The organism is Psychrobacter sp. AOP7-B1-24, from assembly GCF_052376215.1.
Classification (GTDB): domain Bacteria; phylum Pseudomonadota; class Gammaproteobacteria; order Pseudomonadales; family Moraxellaceae; genus Psychrobacter.
In genome coordinates this window covers 32,979-54,158 of record NZ_JBQSVL010000014.1, presented here as the reverse complement: position 1 = coordinate 54,158, position 21,180 = coordinate 32,979, and the positions used below count along the sequence as shown (strand labels likewise).

Here is a 21,180-nt window from a genome sequence, read left to right as displayed (position 1 = left end):
ATTTACTTGCTCATACTTAATGCTGTTTTAATCAGACAACATCATCAATGATAGTTACTAGCATTTGAGTGATTTTGAGATTATCGGTGGCGATAATTTCAAAGCGATAATTGGCATACTCAATAGTATCTGTTTTCTTTGGAATTTTGCGGAGCATATACATCATAAAGCCACTGATGGTTTCGTAGTTTTGATTTCGTGGCAGATTGACAATGCCTAAAGTGCGAACAACATCTTCAATGGGTGTCATACCATCTATTAACCATGAACTGTCTGTACGTTGGACGATAGGCTGTTCTTCTAGAGTCACAAGCTCACCCATGACGATACTCATTACGTCCTTGAGTGTGATGACGCCTACCACTAGTCCATACTCGTTAACGATAACGGCAAAGTCAGCCCCCGTGGATTTAAACATCTCTAGTACTTCAAATAAAGATAAGGTATCAGGCACGAAGAGTGCAGGCATCAATAACTCTTTGCTTGTCAAACTGACTTCTTGCTGATTGAGAATCAATGCTAAAAAACTGCGTGACTCGACATAACCAACAATATGCTCTAAGTCATCGTCATGACAGACCAAAAATTTGTTATGCGGTTGATCAATCATAACCTCGACAACTTTTTCAGTGCTCGTTTTGGTATCAAAGTAAACAATATTTTCGCGTGGGTTCATCACCGAGGTGACCGTGCGCTCTTGCATATCAAAAATGTTTGCTATCAGGTGATGCTCTTGTTTCTTAAGCACACCAGCTTCGGCACCAGCATCCATCACGGCATAAATATCTTCTGGTGTCATATCATCCTGACGTGTGGTTGAGATACCAAGCACTTTAAAGAGAACATTAGCTGCACCATCAAATATCCAGATGACGGGTTTAAAGATAAAAATTAACAGCATCATGGGTCGTACGAGTCGTACAGCGATTGTCTCAGTGTTTGACATTGCCAATCGTCTAGGCATCAAGTCAGCGAGTAGAGAAAATAAGCTGGTAATCAACACAAATGATATAACCGATGACACCGCTTCATTATTAAACAATATCCGTAAGTAAGGGCTGACAGCTGATTCTCCTACTGCACCAGCCGAAATAGCCACAGCGTTCAACACTACTTGTACGACAGTGATAAAACTGCCAGGGCTGTCCTGCATTTTTAGGACGTCAAGTGCACGGACATCGCCTTCTTTTGCCATGATTTGTAGCTTAATTTTGCGACCTGCTGCGATGGCAATCTCAGCAGCAGAGACAAAGGCACTTAAGGCCAGCAATAAAATAAGAAAAATACTAGCAGTTAGCAAACTCATGACATACTCGGTAAAAATAGGAATTAACAATGAAAGTGGTGAATGATGAAAGGAAATGATGGTCTGTAAAAATTCAACTTATAGAACCTAAAAAAGCTGGGTAAGCACCCAGCTAGTCATAGAGCAATCCGATTTTCTATAAAAAAGGTAAGCTATCAGTGCTGCCCAAATTTCAGGTAATAGAAATTGGACAAGCACTGATATTTAATCTTGTTTAGCCTTTTATTGACCATTTATTGACTAATGGATAGCGGCGCTCACGTCCAAAAGCTTTGTGGCTGATTTTGGTGCCGATCGGTGATTGCAAACGTTTATATTCGCTATTGTCTACCATCTGGATGACCTTTGCGACCATTGCAGCATCGAAACCTTTATCAACGATATCTTGATAGCCCATGTCCTCATCGATGTATGACATGAGGACATTATCTAGTACATCATAGTCAGGTAAACTGTCCTGATCTTTTTGATCTGGACGCAGTTCAGCTGATGGTGGGCGGGTGATGACGCGCTCAGGGATGACAGGAGTGTCTTCTAAACGATTGCGATAACTGGCTAATTTATAAACCTGTGACTTATAAACATCTTTTAGTACATCAAAACCACCTGCCATATCACCATATAATGTTGAGTAACCCACCGCCAGTTCGGACTTGTTACCAGTGGTGATCACTAAATGACCAAACTTATTGGATAATGCCATCAAGACAACACCGCGTGCACGCGCTTGGATATTTTCTTCAGTGGTATCTGCAGGAGATTTATTGAACAGTGGTGCTAGGGTATGACGGATGCCTTCTACGGCATCAAATATAGGACAAACCGTGTAAGATACATTCAAGCGACGTGCTTGCGCTTGTGCGTCTTCTAAGCTGATTTGAGAGGTGTATTCATAAGGCATCATCACAGCATATACCTTGTCAGCACCCAAAGCATCCACGGCGATACATAATGTTAAGGCCGAGTCGATACCACCTGATAGACCGACGATGATGCCTTTGAATCCTGAGTTGTTGACATAGTCGCGTAGGCCCACAACAAGTGCCTGATACATCTCTGACTCACGGCTCAGTGTCAACGGTTCTTTATCTTGGTTATCAAACTGGGCTGTTTTGACGTCTAAAGTAGCTAGAGTCAACTGGTTCATAAAGCGAGGAGCTTCGTGTGCAACACTGCCATCAGCCTGTATTGCCATAGAGCCACCGTCAAACACCAAGTCATCTTGGCCACCAACAGCGTTGACATAAATGATTGGTAAGTTGTTTTCGCGGCTGCGCTTGGCAAGCATTGCTTTACGATTTTCTTGTTTTTCGATTTCAAAAGGAGATGCATTTAAACTAACGATTAGATCTGCACCTTGCTTTTTGAGCTCAGCAACAGGGCCTTTTTCCCATAAGTCTTCACAAATCAGTAGACCGATGGTGATACCTTTATAGTCAAATAGAACTTGATTACGACCTTTATCAAAATAACGACGTTCATCAAAAACGCCATAGTTTGGCAAGATTTGCTTATGGTAAAAGCCTTTTTGATGACCATTGTGTAGGATAGCAGCAGAGTTGAATGTGCCATGATGATCGACATGTGGATAGCCAACAATCATCACGATATCATCAATATCGCTTAAACTAGAGAGAGCATTTTTGACGCGACCTGATAAGCTTGGGCGTAGCAGCAAATCTTGTGGAGGATAACCCAATAGTGCGAGCTCTGGGAAGATAATGACATCCGCGCCTTGATCGCGTGCTTCTAATGCTAATGAGCGCATTTTGTCGGCATTGGTAGTGATATCACCAACCAAAAAATGTGACTGAGCCAAAGCAAAAGTAACGGTTTCTTGTGATTTCTTAGTCTTACTGGCCTCGGTTGAGGGATTTATATTGGGATTATCAGTGTCTTTTGACATTGTTATTGTTCCTATCGATATATTATTTAAAATTTGGTGGGTCAGTATTGATTTAAAATAAAATCATAGTCATCCGAAGTTAACTAAAAATAGCACTTTTTCATATTGAGTTCTAATAGTGAATCTATATGATGAGCTTAAATGATGCATAAATTATTACATAACGCTTGCGAGATACAGTGTTTACGAAGGCTTACGCATAATATCCAAAATTATGGAGCCACTCTAAAGGTTATATCTTATGATGGTCTATAGAGGGTCGATAAAAGAGGGTTGTGGCATATAGTTTGATAAAATCGGTGGCAGTGTAATGGTTAAAATAAATAAGACCATACAGACCTAACTATATTGAAAAGCTTAAAATAATTGCTTTAGTATAACATCAATTGTCGCTACAAATAGAACGCGCCAGTGAATTAGCTCACAAGATATTGCTATAGCATGTCAATGTAAAATGGGCTATTAGGGCATTGTTTTTATACATTAAACCGATGTACTCATTTTTATCTGCTAGTGTTCTAGTCTGGTAGGCTAATGCGCAGAAAGTTGTAAGTAAAGATTACAACATAGCGTTATATAGTTACTGGATTTTATTGCATAATAAGTGCTGATAATAACTTATGGTTTATCCTGCTTTGGTCAAAATTGTAGTCGGTAAATATGTTACGGTACTCTATGATTTAATACTTGCAAAGTAGGCTTTAAAGCATGTTCTTATTTAGTTGATTGATAACCCTCGCTAATGGATGCCACTAATAGACAAGGTCTATAAGTTGCGCTCCATCTCACATTTATAAACTCGTCAGCGGAGTCATAATAGGTCTTTGCTGTCTGCAATTGGTTTATACGCTATGATTGAAAATTGGACAAAAGAGTTTATTATTCAGCGCTTATTGGCCATTACTTTATTGGTCGTGCTGTTTGTATTGTGTTTTCAAGTGATACAGTTTTTTATCGTGCCAGCACTATGGGCAGCTATTTTAGCGTATGTGACTTTTCCAGTTTATAACTTTTTTTATGAAAAGGTGAAGCTGAGTCCCAATTTTAGTGCTGCCATCATGACGATGAGTATCTCTTTAATGATAGGTATCCCACTTGTTATTGGCGTATTTATTCTACAACAAGAAGCTTTAAGTTTAATCAGTCACTTGATATATCGTATCAAAGTTGGCTATTTAGATGTGCCGGACTCTATTAAGGACTTACCTATTGTAGGTCAGCAGGTCAAAGATGTACTGTGGAGAATTAATAAAAATCCTGAAGGAACGCTAGAAGCCTTTCGTGTTTGGGTGCAGTCACATTTATATTATGGAAAAGTAGCATTTGATGTGGTGTTTAGTAGCCTTGCCAAGCTAGGTATGGCGCTGATGACGTTATTCTTTTTCTATCGTGATGGCACCAGTCTTATTCGCCAAATCCGCCAAGCATTACGCAATATTATTGGTAATCGAATTGATGGATATATCGACTCTGTGGGTACGACCACGCGTGCTGTAGTATATGGTATTGGTCTAACTGCATTAGCGCAGGCGATGCTTGCGGGCATTGGTTATTATTTTTCTGGCGCACCAAGTCCTATTTTATTGAGTATATTAACCTTTATTATTGCACTAATTCCATTTGGCACGCCGTTCGCTTGGGGCGGTGTCTCTATTTGGTTGATGAGTCAAGGGCATACGGCAGAAGGTATTGGCTTGGCATTATGGGGCGTATTAATCATTAGCTGGGTTGACAATCTAATCCGTCCTATTGTTATTAGCGGCGCGACCAAAATCCCATTTATTATTATCTTTATTGGGGTACTAGGTGGTCTGACAGCATTTGGCTTTGTTGGCTTGTTTATTGGTCCTGTGGTACTGGCCATCGGACTTGCAGTTTGGCGTGAATGGATATCGCAGCATAAAAATGAAATATTTGCGCCACAAGAGATGGTGTTGTCCGATAGCCAAGCATCACCACCAGTAAATGAACCTAAATAAAGCTATTTCTATAGAAAAGCTATAGCTGTTCGACTATGTTATTAATTATGTGGCAAAACCATGAAGGGTAGGGTAAATACTATTAAACATATTACTATTTTGGCGGATAGCAATATCGCCAGTTTGGACAAGTTTTTTAACGCATCTACACTTGGTCAATCATCAGAGCAGGCTGTAGATATCATCACTGTTGCTGGACGAGATATCAATGCATCATTACTTGCAGAAGTGCAGCCTGATGTTTTATTAATCCGTTCGGTGACGCAAGTAGATGAGGCATTGTTGGCTGGTAACAATAGTGTGCAATTCGTTGGTTCTGCAACCATCGGCACCGATCACGTTGATCAAGATTACCTAATGCAGCGTTGTATCACTTTTGCCAATGCTTCAGGTTGTAGCAAACACTCTGTCGCGCAATATGTATTGACAGCGGTTCTAACGTTGCGTCCACAGTATTGGCAACAACCTATGACCCTTGGTATTATTGGCTTGGGCAATATTGGGAGTACACTTGCTCAGTATGCCAGTGATTTGGGCTGGCAAGTATTAGGTTATGATCCACTATTACCAAAATCCAAGCTTAATAATGCGAGTTTAGAGCAGGTGCTCAGCCAAAGCGATGCGGTTAGCTTGCATGTACCTCTGACAAATGAGAAAGGTGATGCGCATCCTGGAGGTAGCAATTATCCAACACGGCATATCATTGATGCCGATGCATTGGCCATGATGCCTGCTGATACAATACTCATTAATAGTGCGCGTGGACCTGTAATTAACGCGGATGCGCTGGTAGCAGATATTGAGCGTACTGGGCGACAAGTAGTGCTTGATGTGTTTGAGCATGAACCTCAGATTGCAGAGCCTTTATTATCCAAGCTTACCTTTGCTACACCGCATATCGCTGGCTATACGCTAGAAGGTAAGCTGCGTGGTACGCAAATTATTTATGATGCGCTATGTGAGAAATTAGCAGTCACACCTGTTCAGTCAATGCAGGCATTACTACCGCTTAACTTATTTCTATGGTCTGAATTAAAGGCGCATCCAGACAGACTAATAAAGTTTTATGATATTAGGCAAGACGATGCCTCCTTGAGAAATAAGGAAGTCGATGGACAGATAAACGGTACTGATTTTGATGGATTAAGACGTGATTATCATTTACGCCGTGAATGGCAGTTTTAAAAATCAAACACTCAATTACCAAACTGATTATTTAACAATCGTAGTAGACCACAAATGACTCAAGCAAATAACATTTCTGCGCAGCCTATTACTTCTAAGTCTATCAGTTCTAAGCCTAGCTACGCACCGACCATGGCATTATCTATGGCGCAGCAGCGTGCGCGGTTTATAAGCAATATCCGTCAGTTTTTTGCTAAAAAGCAAGTGTTAGAGGTGCAGACACCGCTATTGTCACAAGCCGGTAATACCGATACTTTTTTGCAGTCAATCGCGGCACAAGTCACTTATCAAGACAAACCACAGACCTATTATTTGCACACATCACCTGAATTTTCGATGAAGCGTTTATTGGCTAGCTGGCAGGTACCTATCTATCAGATTTGTCCTGTTTTTCGAAATAATGAAATAGGCGTGCAGCATAACATTGAATTTACGATGCTCGAATGGTATCAGCCAGATTATAGTTTGGATGATATGGCAGTTGAGCTTGGCGAGTTATTAGAAGTGCTTTATGGCAGTTCTGTAGTGATGAGTCACTATCGTTATGTCGATGCCTTTATGGATTTCGTCGGTATACATCCACTGACAGCCAGTCTTGGCGCATTACAAGCAGTGGCAGAAGATAAGGGTTTAACAGGCTTCGACTTTAACAGTGAGGCGAGTAGAGCCGTGGATACTGAAGAAGATCGACGTCAAAGTTGGTTGGACTTATTGTTTAGTCATGCAGTCGAGCCTAACTTGGGACATGATTTACCAACCTTGATTATTGAGTATCCGCCAGCGACGGCGGCTTTGGCAAAAACGGCATTAGATAAAGAAGGTAATCGTATTGCCAAGCGTTTTGAGTTGTATATTAATGGCGTAGAGATTGCTAATGCGTATGACGAGTTAGCAGATGGACAGGCGTTGAGAGCGCGTTTCGAGCAAGATAATGAGTTGCGTCAGCGTCATAATCTACCACAAATGCCAATCGATGAGCATCTACTAGCGGCATCTGATGATTTGGTACCCAGTAGCGGTATTGCAGTTGGTATAGATAGGCTGCTAATGGTCATTACAGGAGCTAGCAGTCTAGAAGAAGTCATTCCCTTCCCAAGTGGTTTGGCATAGTTACTCTTTAGAGGCTAAATATTATTACTCATCTAATAATATAATCTCAAATAACAGCCATAAAAAAGCGAGCAAACCTTTCGACTTACTCGCTTTTTTTGCTTCAATAATTATAACCTTTCGATCGCTTTATCGATGGCTATCTCACCGTTTTGCATACTAAAGACGGTCTTGATAGTATTGTCTGCATTTAACACAACTGCCAAAGTAGTAGCGACATCTTCAATTGAGTTCTCACCTGCGTCATCACTGTTAATAGTAATTTTGCCAGTTGCCTCACGCTCTTTTAATGCGCCTGCTTGGACTATGGTGTAGTCCAAAGTGCTGTCGTTGATTAACCATTGGTCAGCATAGTGTTTACAGATATAGTATTCTTTTAGGTCGGCAATTCTATCCCATTTACTGGTATCTAATGAGAATACCGTGCTGAGCATGATATAACGTTTGATACCTTTGTCTTGCGTTGCTTGGATGGTTTTGACTGCACCATGCAGATCCACTTCTAAAACGTCTTTACCACCAGAGCCTGCAACAAAATAAACGGCGTCGATATCTTGGTCTATTTGCGTTTGAATGTCTTCTTTTTCAGCAGTAATGTCTAAGTCTAGTTGACTGTATTTTTCATCGTCAAATAGTTTTTTATCTTGACGAGTAGTACCGATCACTTGATGATTGTCAGCCAATAACTGCTTAACCAAATCTGTACCCACTCGACCGCTTGCACCAATTACTAAAATTTTCATAATCATTCCTATTCTTATATGCGTTGTCTTTCGTATAAACTGTATTTTTTAAAATAAATATCGAAAGTAATATCAAAAACTGATTATAGGTTAACAAAAAAATCGGCACGCTTCGTTATGAAGCGTGCCGATTACATAGTGTTTGGTTATAGACTGTATAGAGATTGAAAGAAATACAATGTTAGAAGTTAACGTACCAGTTTATTTAATCCATCGGCAAAGGCTTTTTTGTCACGATCACCGTAAGGCTTCTGTCCGCTCATCTCTTGTAGCTCTAGTACACCAGTACCACGCATGGTGTCCATAAAATCACGCATATTAAGCTTTTGCTTAATATTGTTTTTGTCATAGACCACACCGCGAGTGGTCAAAACCATGCCACCTTTGTCCAAGATATCGTTGGCTAAAGGTATGTCGCTAGTAATGGCCAGATCGCCCGGTTGTATTTGCTCAACGATATAGTCATCTGCTTTGTCAAATCCTGACGGCACCACTGTCATAGTGAGCAGTGGTGACTTGCGCAGTTTAATTGGCTGATTGGCAACGAATATCGCCATGGTTTGTGTGCGTTCAGCTGTTTTGATAATCAAATCTTTGGCAATCAATGGTACTGAGTCTGCATCCACCCAAATCTGCATTATTTCTTAGCCTTATTTGCTTTTGCTGCTACAGTCTTATCGGATGCGGCAGTTTCATTGCTTGATTCGGTATTTTCTACAGGTTTTTTAGCATCAGTATGTTCCTGATTATCTAACGCTATTGGCTGTTCATCAGCTGCCACTGATTTTTTCTCAAGTCCCATTTTATTGGGTAGAGTCGCGACGAGCTTGGCTAGAGCTGGTTCTAAATCTGCCACATCATTGGGCATCAAGGTAATATGCGCAATTTTACGATCGTTACGTTCGGCTTTATGATAGCTATGATAGTGTACACCATCGATATTTAGCACGGCGCTGATGTCAGGATATTGCCCCAAGACATTGAGCATAATCGCTGGATGGACATTGTCTGTATCACCTAATGGCAGATTGACTACTGCACGGATATGATTTTCGAACTGGCTAGTAATAGCACCTTCGATGCTCCAGTGCCCAGAATTATGAACACGTGGGGCAATCTCATTTGCCAGTAACGTGTCATGACCACGTGCATCTTTGGTCACAAACAGCTCAAGCGCCATTACACCGACATAGTTTAGATGGTTCATGACAGTGGTAATGGCATCTTGAGCTTGCTTAAATAAATGGCTAGTACCAACAGCAGGGGCTTGGGTTTTGGCTAAAACACCTTGATGATGATGGTTTTCGACCAAATCATAACAGCGAACCTGACCGCTTTGTGCACGTACAGCGATAATAGATAGCTCGCGGCTAAAGTCAATAAAACCTTCGGCAATCAATGGTGCTGGCGTTGGTGTCAGAGAGCCTTTACCTGTGACCGCATCTTTTAATTCTTGCCAAGCAGCTTTGATATCGCTGTCTTGTTTGATGACGAACTGACCTTTACCATCATAACCACCGCGACTGGTTTTTAGGACGATAGGCAAGCCCAGCTTGTCACATGCTTGCTGCAATTCTGCTTCAGAATTGACAGCCATAAAAGGTACTGTGGCGATATCAAGGTCATTAAACATCTGCTTTTCTTTGAGACGGTCTTGTGCGATATCAAGAGCCATTAGCGGCGGAGACATGCCATGTTTTTTACCAGATTTTGATAACTCAGTAAGCTGTTCGACAGTAGATGTCGGTGTGTTTTCGAACTCAAGAGTAAAAACATCAGCGGCTTCGATAAATGCTGCTAATTGTTCACTATGAAAGACGCGTCCATATAAGCTGGCAGGGCAGTCAGCGTTGTCTTCTAAAAAAACACATTGATAACCAAGCGGCAAGGCGGCTTCGGCAAGCATCATACCAAGCTGACCACCGCCTAAAATACCGATGGTACGAATGGTTTGGGTAACGGGATAAGCGTTTGCTGTAGTCATGGTAAGCTCTTTGAGTAAAAAAAATATTGGTGTATTAAAATAGGAAAAGGTGCACTGTATGCACCTTGTATTAAATAAATCTTAGTATTAAGTAAAACCCATCTAAAAATAAATATCAAGTGAATAAGTTTGGTGGTCACTTTGCTTGAGCTAAGAATGATTAGCTATTGATAATTAGTTATTGATGATACCGGGTGTTGGGCTGGCTAAAATGGTTTCGGTTTGCGTCTCACGTAAGCTGTCTAGTTTAGTCGCAACGGTCTCATCGTGTAGGGCTAAAACTTGAATCGCAAGCAAAGCAGCATTATAAGCCCCTGCTGTACCAATCGCTAATGTCCCAACAGCGACACCTTTTGGCATTTGTACGATAGACAGTAAGCTATCCCATCCGCTGAGCATCGATGATTTTACAGGAACACCGAAGACAGGTAGCGGCGTTTGGCTGGCGCACATGCCGGGTAGATGCGCAGCACCACCTGCACCAGCGATGATCACTTGTAAGCCCTTACCTTTTGCATTTTTGGCATAATCAAATAATCTATCAGGGGTACGATGTGCTGAGACCACTTCGCACTCAAAGGCAATATCAAAGTCTGCGAGTAGTTGTGCCGCACCGCTCATGGTTGCCCAATCAGATTGCGAACCCATGATGATACCAACTTTTGGTTGACCAGCAGGAGAAGTGATAGGTCCGTTTTGTTCAACAGTGTTAACAGTCGCTGATGTGGTGCTCATGCTTTGATATCCTCAAAAAGACCATCATACAAAAATTGTGCCGTCTTCGTAAAGCCAAGTTTACTTTTTAATACTATAGATGAACAATCTTATTGGGATTGTCGACCTATATCAATGTTTTCATTATGTCGATGTTGTACGAAGTTTTCAGGTTTGAGTGGTAGAGGCTGCTGAGTATCGAGCTGATAACAAGTAAGGTAGCCGCTATCTACTGCAGCTGAATAGTCGGTACAGACAACCTTTTGGCTAAGTGGTTCAGGCATACCTGTTAACCAGTAATGACCAACAAAGACAGGTTTGTGCGTCTTTATAGCAAAGTTGATGTTTTCGGCCATCGCATCTTTGGGGATTTGCGCCATGGCGGATGAAGGCGCACGTGCAATCTCATGTAGCGTACGTTTTTCTAATTCGTCAAGCCACCAACGTACCCGTACCCGTGAGCGTTTAGTGCCTTCTTTATCAATCATCACCAAACCATCAGGTAGCGGGGTTTCAACGCCTTTTAATACTCGCTCTAAGGCATCGAACTGTGCGGTGTCTTCTTTGGCGGTAGCGATTAAACCTTGTGGCGTTAGGCAGTTGGCATCAGTCAATAATGGTTTTAGCATCGTCATACTATCTACATCCCAGCAAGCATGTACAAAGCAGGCATAATCAGTTTCGATCCACAATGGAATCTCATACAACCGTTGTAGCCAATACTGATGAGCTTCGGAATCAAATGGTAGTTCTGCTAAAAATGCCTCATGCTGGCGTACATGCACCTCATTGTGTGAGCGCAGATATTGAGTAGGGTTATCAGGATCGAGCGTGGCAAAAGCCAGTGCATTGTACTCATGATTACCCATCACCGCATCAGCCACACCAGCATCTAGCATGGCAAAGACAATCTCTAGTGTCGCTACCTGCTGTGAACCACGGTCGACTAAATCACCGATGAATAGTGCACGATGACCTGCGGGCGGCATAAAGCACGTACCATCATGCACGTAGCCTAATTGTAGTAGTAGGCCGACTAACTTGTCTGCATAACCGTGAATATCACCGATAACATCTATAATCATAATTAACTATTACATCTTAATATATAAAAAAAGTGAGTAGTTTATAACAATACAATAGGGTTGGTCATTATCTGCCAGAATTTCAGAGTATCATGACTTGAGAGCATCATGACTTTCGAGCATCATGATTTTAAAAAGTGGCTGCTAAAGACTAGGCGACAACAAAGCATTGATAAAATGTAACAATATGCGCGGATCTAGAATAATCGTGGCTATTACGCCAAAAGCACCGCCCCACATATGCGCCATGTGATTAATGTTTGAACCACCACGTTTATCTGCATAGATGCTATAAGCGACATAAGCGACAGCAAATAATATGGCTGGAATAGGAACAACGGCAAACAAATAGATTTTGTCCCATGGTGCGAGCAGAATAAAAGCAAATAAGACAGCTGACACACCGCCTGAAGCACCAAGGCTCAAGTAACTGGCATTTTTTTTATTTTTCAGGTAGCTTGGAATCATTGCAACAACAATGGCCAATACATAAAAAATCACAAAGCCATAACCAAATAAAAATGACCGATACAACCCTTCAATCGCGCGTCCAAAAAAATACAAGGTAAACATATTAAAGAGCAGGTGCATACTGTCAGCATGAATAAAGCCATGCGTTACAAAGCGATCCCATTGGCCGTTGTTTACCGCTGGTGGATAAAAAATTAGTCGATTAAACAAGGTTTTGTTTTGCCATGCTAATAAGCTGACAATAACGGTAATGATAATAATCAGGGTCGTATGATCGAACAACGGGAAATCCTTAGGCTACGCCTGATATGGAGCAGCACTATAAATGGCGATGTGACAAATAATTAATAGTGAATTATTGAGCGCTAATATTAACAACAAAGTTATACTAATAGTAGTTATGATGCTATGAAAAAACTATTGTGCGACAAAACAATGCACTTTTATGCTTTTATAGTCAATAATATAGCAATGTGTCAGACATAGTACGTAATGCTTCGTATGATGACCGTAACGATGACTGCTGATTTATGACTGGCTCTAATATAGTCACCGCACTCTAAAATGGCCATAAGACAGCCGGCTTCAGATTGTAGAAGTAGTGCCTTTAGAAAAGGTAGTACTGTAGCAGTTTATGGTTTTCTGACTATATATAAAATAATAATGAGCACCTCATTCTTTTTCAGATGTAAAGCAAAGGCCGCAAGAGGCAATAATTTATGAGTATTATCGACCAATTAGAAAAAACCGTTACTCCTGCTGTATTAGGGGAGTGTGATAGTAAGGACAGCGTGGCTTATGTCAGTCTACTTGAGCAGTTTTATGCCATTTTAGCAGCGCGCCTCGCGTTGCCAGAGATTTACTCGCAATTACTTCGCACAGAGGAAGTTACAGACCAGTCGCTTTTCAAACAGTTATGGTCAGAAAATGATATGCAGCAGGTTGTCATCCAAGAGCTAGCAGCGACACATCATATTGACGATTTGATTACTGAACAGTTACTTATAAACTCAGCACCATTGGTTTATAGCGAGCTTAAAATATTGGCCAATGGCCAGTTTTTACCAGCATTCCTGCAAGGAGAGCAGTCAGCGTTACGTAATTATTTGCCAGTATGGGCGGCAGAGGTTATCAATGCTTATCAAGACAGCGACAAACAATCTACCTCAAGCAGCATCGCAGATACCATTACTGTGCCAGTAACTGACAACTCCTCAATTGCCTCTTTAGATAAGCCTGATGAGTTCAGTGCAGAGACAAGCTCAATTATCACATCGACATCGCCTGATATAGAAAATATCACGGCAGAAGATAATGAAATACCAGCATCTGACGACGATTTTGCTATGAATACTGATGCGATTCATGCCAATCCTTCAGATCATCATTTGGCAGAAAGTGGTAGAAATTCGCGAGGAAAAGTACGTACCCGCAGTCAGCGCAACGATTTATTGGTCAAAATAATATTATTAATAATAGCTATTATGGCGTTAGCACTGGCTGCTTGGGCCATATTAATTAGGCCTAATAACGTTCCACCGGTAGAGCCTGTTGTGCCAGAGCCTGTCGTTGCTGCACCCATGCCACCTGTGGAAGTATTGACGCCAGTCGAGCTCAACGTTGGAATGGACAACAGTGGAGGGCTATCTAGCTGTAGTGCTGTTGTTGGCGATGAAGCGCTACAGAATGCATTGCAACAAGCACTTAATACCAGTTTAGGTCAACAAGCGAGTAATTGTGAGCTGACAGTACAGGAAGGCGTCGCTACCAGTATGGTGAACCTACCTACGGAGGTGCTGCCTAATATTTTTAATCTGCTCAGGGCTGTGCCATTTGCACGTTTAGAGTTGCAGAATGATCGTCTCACGTTGGCCGCGCCAGATAGTATGTTATTGCAACGACTGGTTACGGATATCCGCACGTTGGTGCCAGCTATGAATATAGAAAGCACGGCGCCATTGCCATTACCTGAAAACGTCAATAATAATGAAACGGCAGGCATGGACGATCAATTTGGAAATGAGGGCACAGCTCCAAATGATCAGTATGTTGAAGGCTATAACGATAGTGAGTCTAGAGATTTCCAAACTGCAGATGATGATACTGATGATCGCATGTTACCTGTACCTAATCCTAACAGTTTTGACAACAATACTCGCAGTGAGTCGACTAACAATACTCCTAGTAATGTACCGACGAGTAGTCCACCACCAGGTCCTTTTTCAGAATCAGAAGTGGATGAAATGGCAAATACCGTGATTATTGCTGAACCTGCGCAAGTAAGACAATAATCAATTTGATAAAAAGGTTAGGCTAACCGTGGTTGATTTAAGGTGATGATATAAGATTCTCTTATCAACATCACTTTATTTATAATGATGTTTGACAATCAACATATTATCTAACGTATCATTTACACAACAACGTGTTGATTGTTGATTGTTGATTGTTGACTTAATACTTTTATAATAATGAAAATAGAATTTGGTTCAGAAATTTTTATGTATAGTTGGTTTAAGTAAGATGAAAGCTTTTACTTTATATCATCATGATGTCTAGCTATATCGATAAACACTAATAAATAGGGGCGTTATATTATGGATATTACCAGTCATTTGACTAGAACAGTGAGCCCAGCAGTACTAGAAGATGACCATAGTCCAGCTAGGAAAAATTTACTTGAACAGTTTTATGCTATTTTTGCGGCTCGCTTAGCGGACAGTAGTACTTATAACCGTTTTGCCGATGAAAATATCGCTCGTGATGACCAAGCGTTTTATGACCGTGTATGGACCGATGGCTCACAACGTGATCAAATTGCTCGTGAGTTGGCGGGTAAGCATGATGTCGATGCGACAGCCTCTCGTGGATTGATTGCGATGGCCGCACCACTTGCCTTTTATGAAATCAAAAGTTTGGCAGGTAGTACGCCTGTACCGCAATTTTTGAGTGATAATCTTGCCAGCTACCAACAGCATATACCTGCATGGGCAAGCACTGTATTACCGGGAACTATATCAGCTAGCACAGCGGCAGTTGAAGAACCTCTTGCTGATACGGTCAGTACCACTACAGCACCACAGCCACAGCAAGAAGAGCAACAAGGTGGGTTTTTGAAAGCACTATTGCCAATCATTGGTTTGATTATTTTGAGTGCATTGGCTTGGGCGTTACTGCGTGGTTGCCAAGAAAACCCTGAGCCTGTTGCCACGCCAGCCATGTCACAACAGATAGCAGGTGCAAGTAATGTAGAAGCGGCTTCATTACGTGTGGCCACAGATGAAAACAGTGAATTGTATGCTTGTCGTATGAGTGTGGGCGATGAAACGCTACAGACCAATGTAATGGCTGCGCTCACTGCTGCATTTGGTGATGAAGCCAATAAGTGTCGTGCTGATGTTGATGATCATTTTACGGTAGACATGCCAGTAGCAGCTCAGCTTACGACTGTTTTGCCTATTCTAAAAAGTGTACCAAATGCTAGTATGATTATTGAAGGTGACACTATCACTGTCAATACGTCTGATGCGTTAGCATTGGACAAGCTAATAGCTGACTTAAAAGCAGCGGCGCCAGCGATGAAAGTGCAGGCTGAGAGGCCATTAGACTTAAAAGATGAGATAGAGAGTAGTTTGTTCGCTGCAACTAATGCGATGAAAAATCTTGGTGACAATCCAGATCCAAGTGATGTGGCTCGTGCATTAAGTGTTCAGATTATTAATTTTTCCGTAGATGACGCAACGCTGCCGGAGGTAAATAAAGAGTTACTTGATCAGGCCGCCAAAATTATCGCCGAAGTGCCAGATATCAAGCTGATGATTATCGGTCATACAGATGGTCAGGGATCGGATGATCATAATAATGAGCTGTCTCGTGAGCGTGCCAACGCCGTCAAAGAATATTTAGTATCGCAAGGTGTCGATACCAATAAGCTTACGACGAGAGGTATGGGTGAGTCAGAACCTATCGCTGATAACTCGACTGAGCAAGGGCGTTTTCACAATCGTCGCATTGAGTTTGTTGTCAATGATGAGCCTAGCAGTGCGAATGATGGCATGACCATCAATAATGAGTCGCTTGATCCAGATTTAAATCCTCTTGATAGTGATAATGATGACGTGCTACCAGATAGTGATGATGTTACTCAAGATATGGATGTAGACACAGCAAACTAATCTATAATATTTTGAGTGAAAATAGTTCATGATGGAAAAACCGCACTTTATAAAAGTGCGGTTTTTGTTTTTTTATATTTGCCATTCTATTATTTATGGATATTTCACAAGCCCTACTTATATGCCGTAGGGTCTTTGGCACTGTCATGATTATTTGTCGCTTGCGGCTCAGGTTTTGTGTCAAAAAAGGTTTGAGTCACATTCTGTTTGGCTTGTTGCCAATATTCAAATTGCTGGCAGGTAGATTCCAGATCTCCTTGCCATAGTGGAATATTGCCACACATGGTTTTGATACGATTTTGATTGGGGTAGGGCAACTCTTGTGCCGCTTCAGCTGCTTCATGGGCGGCGACTCGATCATTACAAACTAGTGCGATATCACAACCTGCTTCAATAGCGGCTTTTACACGTGCGCTGACATCACCTGCTGCTTGAGCACCTGCCATACATAAATCATCAGAGAATAAAACGCCATTAAAATCGAGTTGATCACGGATAATGTCTTTTAGCCAAATCTTGGAGAATCCTGCTGGTTGGTCATCGACTTGCGAAAAAATAACGTGAGCAGGCATTAAAGCATCGAGCCATGGCAGTGTTTGTGCAAAAGGCTGCATATCACTCTGCATAATCTCGTCCAAACTCCGTGTATCTACTGCTTCAGCCACGTGTGAATCAGGAGCAATGGCACCATGACCAGGGAAGTGCTTGCCTGTAGTTGCCATACCCGCTGCTTTCATGCCGCGCATAAACTGAGTTGCCAACGCAATAATGGATTGTGGCTCCTGATGAAAGCTACGGTCACCAATCACTTGACTAATACCATCTCTATCAAGCACAGGAGCAAAGCTCAAATCTACCCCGACCGCCAACACTTCTGTGGCCATCAGATAACCACAGTCATAAGCAAGGCTCAGCGCATGGCTTGGGTCTTGATTAAACAACTCACCGAGCCTTCCCATAGCAGGCAAGGGTGTAAAACCCTGACGCAACCGAGCAACTCGACCGCCTTCTTGATCGACACCGATGAGTATATCGGGGTTGTGATAGCGTATGTCATCGCACAAGGTTCGCACTTGTGCAGCATCTGCTACATTTCGAGCGAATAAAATTACCCCGCCAACTTGTGCCTGCTTGAGTAAACTAACATCTTCAGCAGTCAGTGCGGTACTATCGATATCAATCATTAAGACGCCGTACATTGCGTAATCCTTATGGTGTTATATGATGGGTAATGCTAAAACAAGCATGAACAGTCAATATGTTCTTATTATGACAGTTATTATTAATTGAGCATAATATGGCAGACTGATGAATCCAAATCAATTTGTATAATCAGTGAGCTACCAAACCGCTACGGTGTTATTCTCCTTAGATATGCAATCTGCAGTCGGCTGCTTTGTATCTATTTTAGAATTATTTGACTGCAGGTAGGTGCTAAGTCATTAATCATAGGCGTAAATAATTATGTAGGATAAATATAATAGAAAATTTGGTATGTGCACGCGTAGCGTGTAATATTGCTTATACAGTTTGAGACAGTCCAGCATTTATGCTTATGATAATATTGATTGATTTTTAACAGTACATATTGGCAGTTAGTGGCGACATTTAATATCGGTAACCAATGCTTTAAAGTAAAGCATAGAGAGGGTAGAGTGTATGGGTTGTAATTAACTCAATCACTTTCGGTTTTTATAATATAAATAATATTACTAACGCAAAATAACTAGGTATATATAATGAAAAAACAACCAGCACAGTGGCTACTCAGTGCAGCGTCAGTGGGCATCGCCGGTATCATTCTTGCTCAAAGCTATGGAACCGCCGTAGCCGACACCAATACTGGAAGTTTCGTACAAACTCCTGAACAAAAAGTCACCACTCGCCAAGTCGCTGCATTGTTGGATCGTAGTCATTATCTCAATCAGCCTCTGGATAGTAAAACTGGTGCTGAGATTCTGTCCATGTATATTGACAGCCTTGATCCAAACCATACATTATTTTTGCAGTCTGATGTCGATGAGTTTAAGAAAAAATATGGCGATGATTTCGGTGCTAGGCTCAAGCGTGGCGATTTGTCTGCGGGAGTCGATGTTTTTGAGCGCTATCGTAAGCGCTCAAAAGAGTATTTTGAGATGGCAAGTAAAATGCTAAAAACTGATATCGACTTGACTGGTGACGACACAATCGTGCTTGATCGCGAAAAGCTTAATCATTTCAAAACCAAAAAAGAGCAGCGTGACTATTGGGCACGCCAGTTAAAATTTAGTTTGATAAGTATTACGCTTGGTCAAGAAGACGAAAAAGCCAAAGAACAAGTTTTCTTGGATAATCCAGACATTACGCGTGGACAAGACTTGGTTCGCAATGATCAGCGAACACCAAGTGAAATTTTATTAAATCGTTTGTCACGCCAGCAAGAGCAGTCACAACGCCTTACTAATGATGAAATCATGGAAACGGTTCTCAATACAGCGATGCTGACATACGATCCACACAGTAATTATTATGCACCAATTCAGGCAACTGAGTTGCAAATTCAATCCAGTTTACAGTTAGAAGGAATCGGTGTATCTATTCGTCCAGATCGTAAAAATCCAGATTATACTCGTATTGTGACCTTAGTAGATGGAGGACCAGCGGCTAAGTCTGGTCAAATCAAACCCAATGATTTGATTGTTGGTATTGCAAAAGACGGTGAGACCATGACAGATGTAGTGGGTTGGTCAACCCGCGAAATTGTCGGTTTGATTCGTGGTAAGCGCGGTACCTCAGTAACGCTTAAACTACGCCAGCCTAATACACCTGATGCCAGTGCTCGTACGGTAACTGTGGTACGCGATATCATTCAGCAAGAAGAATCGGGCGTGACCCATCGCGTTGTAGAAGTGCAGCGCCCTAATATTGATAAAACGCCGAAGCGTATTGGTGTCCTAGAAATTCCAAGTTTTTATCTCAATTATCAAGCACGCCGTAATGGTGAAGACTATCGCAGTGTCAGTATCGATACCGAAAATGCGCTGAAAGCCTTGAACAAAGAAAACATCGATGGGCTAGTTGTTGATTTACGTAATAACCCAGGCGGTTCGTTAGATGAAGTGGCTAAAATGCTTGGCTTCTTTATTAAAAGCGGACCTATGGTACAAATCCGTGACAATCGTGGCAATGTTCAAGTCTACCGTGATGACGATGGTGGTGAGCAGCTTTATGATGGTGATATGACGGTCATTACCAACTTAGCCTCTGCATCAGCCAGCGAGATATTTGCAGCGGCTATTCAAGATTATGGTCGTGGCCTGGTCGTTGGTAGTACCACGACAGGTAAAGGTTCTGCTCAAATTCAGCTAGATAGTTTGGCGTTGGGTTCTGCTACTTTAACGCAGCGCAAGTTTTATCGAGTGACTGGTGGTAGTACGCAAAATAAAGGCGTTGTGCCTGATGTTGAATTGGTCAATATCTATGATGATGCAACCTTTGGTGAGCGAGCACAGAAAAAAGCACTTCCTTGGGATACTATCAAAACAGCTCCTTACAAGCCTGAAGGGAAGTTTACTAGTGATACATTAGCGACTCTTAATCAACAGTCTAAAATTCGTCAAGAGCAAAATCCACAGTTTGTGTATTTATCAGCGTTGAATGATATTCGTGATATGGAAGATGAAAAGAAACCTATCAAACTTGATATTAATAGTCGCCGAGCTAAGATGAAGTTGATTGAAAAGCGTTCATTAGAAGCTGAAAACAAACGCCTCATTGCTACTGGAGAGCGTCCTTATGCAAATTGGAACACTTATCAAGCAGCCATGGATGCAAAGTTTGAAGAACGTAGCCGTATGAAAGCCAGTGAGCGCCCAGAGTTACCTGAAGATGAAGTCTTCATCAACGAAGCGGCTTATATCATGCTCAGTGCTAAACCTGAAATGCTGCTAAGTCCAGAAGATAAGTTGTAACAGGTTCATGTAAGCATATGCTTACGTTAATAGACGTTTATACCTCTTACTAACTATGGGTCAATCTGCGATTATAACTGTACGGCACGACTGAACGAATAGGTTCATTGGTACTAGGGATTGGTATCTTAAAAGTCGCATCAAGGATAGATGGTTTGCTGATTAAGGATGATAGGGCTGGATGCCCGAAATAGTTAGAAAATACCCCGGGATTAGGTATCTTTTAACGATGACATGGATGGTTAATGATAAAAGCCGCATAACGCTTGTCGTTATGCGGCTTTGTTATGTTTGAAGGGTAGTAGTCAACAGGTTTATGACGACATACTTATTCTTTATTGTCTATCATCTATAAAGGAGCGGAGCTACAGCGTTGACCTCGCTTGAGGTATCACATATACGCTTATACCCGATTGCTTGATATTTATCTTTAACTGAATCAACCGTATCTGACGGCATACAGTTTGACGACATAAAGCCTTAGTAGTATTTTCTATAAGTTATAGGCCTAAAAACAGGCACAAAAAAAGCCAGTAGCGATAACTACTGACTTTTTAGATAAAATGATAATA

15 protein-coding genes are annotated in these 21,180 nt (G+C 41.6%); 6 read left to right on the top strand and 9 right to left on the bottom strand.

Features of this window, described 5'->3' with window-relative positions; genetic code table 11:
• Window positions 1–31: 31 nt before the first annotated feature.
• Complete coding sequence (locus ACT3QP_RS05045) at window positions 32–1,306, bottom strand: hemolysin family protein (RefSeq protein ID WP_444524698.1); 1,275 nt, start codon at window positions 1,304–1,306, stop codon at window positions 32–34.
• A gap of 214 nt (window positions 1,307–1,520) precedes the next feature.
• Window positions 1,521–3,212 (bottom strand): NAD+ synthase, encoded by a 1,692-nt coding sequence (locus ACT3QP_RS05040; protein WP_444524697.1) that lies wholly within the window; start codon window positions 3,210–3,212, stop codon window positions 1,521–1,523.
• Between the two features lie 851 nt (window positions 3,213–4,063).
• Between ACT3QP_RS05040 and ACT3QP_RS05035 the strand changes: the two genes are divergently transcribed.
• From ACT3QP_RS05035 to epmA, 3 genes are all read left to right on the top strand, one after another.
• Window positions 4,064–5,191, top strand: coding sequence for an AI-2E family transporter (locus ACT3QP_RS05035; protein ID WP_192519155.1), 1,128 nt, complete (start codon window positions 4,064–4,066; stop codon window positions 5,189–5,191).
• A gap of 81 nt (window positions 5,192–5,272) precedes the next feature.
• Window positions 5,273–6,376: a 4-phosphoerythronate dehydrogenase gene (locus ACT3QP_RS05030; protein ID WP_444524705.1), complete on the top strand. Its 1,104-nt coding sequence runs from the start codon at window positions 5,273–5,275 to the stop codon at window positions 6,374–6,376.
• A gap of 54 nt (window positions 6,377–6,430) precedes the next feature.
• Window positions 6,431–7,486 (top strand): EF-P lysine aminoacylase EpmA, encoded by a 1,056-nt coding sequence (gene epmA, locus ACT3QP_RS05025; RefSeq protein ID WP_444524696.1) that lies wholly within the window; start codon window positions 6,431–6,433, stop codon window positions 7,484–7,486.
• A gap of 110 nt (window positions 7,487–7,596) precedes the next feature.
• Here epmA and ACT3QP_RS05020 read toward each other — a convergent pair whose 3' ends face one another.
• The 6 genes from ACT3QP_RS05020 to ACT3QP_RS04995 all read right to left on the bottom strand — a co-directional run bounded on the left by ACT3QP_RS05020 (window position 7,597) and on the right by ACT3QP_RS04995 (window position 12,765).
• A complete protein-coding gene (locus ACT3QP_RS05020; RefSeq protein WP_444524695.1) occupies window positions 7,597–8,229 on the bottom strand; it encodes an NAD(P)H-binding protein in 633 nt (210 codons plus the stop codon).
• 188 nt (window positions 8,230–8,417) lie between these two features.
• Entirely contained in the window at window positions 8,418–8,867 is a 450-nt protein-coding gene (locus ACT3QP_RS05015; RefSeq protein WP_192519158.1) for a YaiI/YqxD family protein, read from the bottom strand.
• Window positions 8,867–10,213, bottom strand: coding sequence for a 5-(carboxyamino)imidazole ribonucleotide synthase (locus ACT3QP_RS05010; RefSeq protein ID WP_444524694.1), 1,347 nt, complete (start codon window positions 10,211–10,213; stop codon window positions 8,867–8,869). The genes ACT3QP_RS05015 and ACT3QP_RS05010 overlap by 1 nt, the downstream gene beginning before the upstream one ends.
• A gap of 174 nt (window positions 10,214–10,387) precedes the next feature.
• The gene (purE, locus tag ACT3QP_RS05005; RefSeq protein ID WP_444524693.1) at window positions 10,388–10,948 is read right to left on the bottom strand and encodes a 5-(carboxyamino)imidazole ribonucleotide mutase; all 561 of its coding nucleotides are present in this window, start codon (window positions 10,946–10,948) and stop codon (window positions 10,388–10,390) included.
• A gap of 89 nt (window positions 10,949–11,037) precedes the next feature.
• Window positions 11,038–12,012, bottom strand: coding sequence for a metallophosphoesterase (locus tag ACT3QP_RS05000; RefSeq protein ID WP_444524692.1), 975 nt, complete (start codon window positions 12,010–12,012; stop codon window positions 11,038–11,040).
• Between the two features lie 144 nt (window positions 12,013–12,156).
• A complete protein-coding gene (locus ACT3QP_RS04995; protein ID WP_444524691.1) occupies window positions 12,157–12,765 on the bottom strand; it encodes a rhomboid family intramembrane serine protease in 609 nt (202 codons plus the stop codon).
• 437 nt (window positions 12,766–13,202) lie between these two features.
• Between ACT3QP_RS04995 and ACT3QP_RS04990 the strand changes: the two genes are divergently transcribed.
• Complete coding sequence (locus tag ACT3QP_RS04990; protein ID WP_444524690.1) at window positions 13,203–14,774, top strand: hypothetical protein; 1,572 nt, start codon at window positions 13,203–13,205, stop codon at window positions 14,772–14,774.
• Window positions 14,775–15,080: 306 nt separating this feature from the next.
• Window positions 15,081–16,658 (top strand): OmpA family protein, encoded by a 1,578-nt coding sequence (locus ACT3QP_RS04985; RefSeq protein WP_444524689.1) that lies wholly within the window; start codon window positions 15,081–15,083, stop codon window positions 16,656–16,658.
• 113 nt (window positions 16,659–16,771) lie between these two features.
• On the opposite strand, the gene nagZ is transcribed toward ACT3QP_RS04985, so the two are convergent.
• Window positions 16,772–17,857 (bottom strand): beta-N-acetylhexosaminidase, encoded by a 1,086-nt coding sequence (gene nagZ / locus ACT3QP_RS04980; protein ID WP_444524688.1) that lies wholly within the window; start codon window positions 17,855–17,857, stop codon window positions 16,772–16,774.
• A gap of 540 nt (window positions 17,858–18,397) precedes the next feature.
• Here nagZ and ACT3QP_RS04975 point away from each other — a divergent pair.
• Complete coding sequence (locus ACT3QP_RS04975) at window positions 18,398–20,608, top strand: carboxy terminal-processing peptidase (protein WP_444524687.1); 2,211 nt, start codon at window positions 18,398–18,400, stop codon at window positions 20,606–20,608.
• The last annotated feature ends 572 nt before the right edge of the window (window positions 20,609–21,180 follow it).